The organism is Dellaglioa sp. CoH-56-MRSF-13 (assembly GCF_056782095.1).
Window position 1 is genome coordinate 1 of record NZ_JBXAYC010000027.1, and the last position, 707, is coordinate 707.

1 protein-coding gene is annotated in these 707 nt (G+C 52.8%); it reads right to left on the minus strand.

Features of this window, described 5'->3' with window-relative positions:
- Positions 1-192 precede the first annotated feature (192 nt).
- On the minus strand, positions 193-570 hold the full coding sequence (locus AC1RP1_RS07655) for a hypothetical protein (RefSeq protein ID WP_481762666.1): 378 nt from the start codon (positions 568-570) through the stop codon (positions 193-195).
- Between the last annotated feature and the right edge of the window lie 137 nt (positions 571-707).

A 707-nucleotide genomic window follows, 5' to 3' on the forward strand; every position in this document is an offset into this window, starting at 1 on the left:
CCTCCACAGCTCCATGTACAATGCGGCACGCGCCGTATCGATCGCACCGCTGGTCTAAATGAAAAAGCCCCACCAACCTAGACAGTTGGTGGGGCTTTTGTTTATCGTGCGAACATATGTAGCGCGATGACCAATACAGCAGTGATACAGATAGATACTACAGCCACAACGTCCGTGCGTCCCGGGCCCATACTAGGCAGCGCTCCCCGCTCGTTGCTGTTCCAGTTCGGCAAGCTTCTTGCGAGTTCGTTCAATCTTTTCCTCTAGCTGTTTTTGCTTGAGTGTCTTTTGCGGGGACTGCTCCGCACGACGGTCGGTGCACGGAACGATCTCAAGATTTCGTGCCACACCCGAGGCCTCAATCTCACTCATCCGGCTTCGAGCTACCTTCGGGTCTTGCGCAGAGCCGCATACAGTACACAAATGTACCTGCTTACGATCGAACAAGTCACTCGACTGACAGGCCACATCTCCAACGATCAGGTAGTTGACGCGGAAGTCACGGTAGTTGGTGCCTTGGAAACGGTTGCCCTGCGAATCAGTTCCATCGTACTCGTTGCGGATCAGCATACTTCTCTCCTGTNGCCTAGTTNAGTTACAAAAAGCGATACTACTATTATTTACTAAGCACGTCAAGCAAAAGAAAAACCCGGCCGAGGCCGGGTTTTCTATCTACTACTCGTCCCGACCAGAGACCGGGCTCTGAC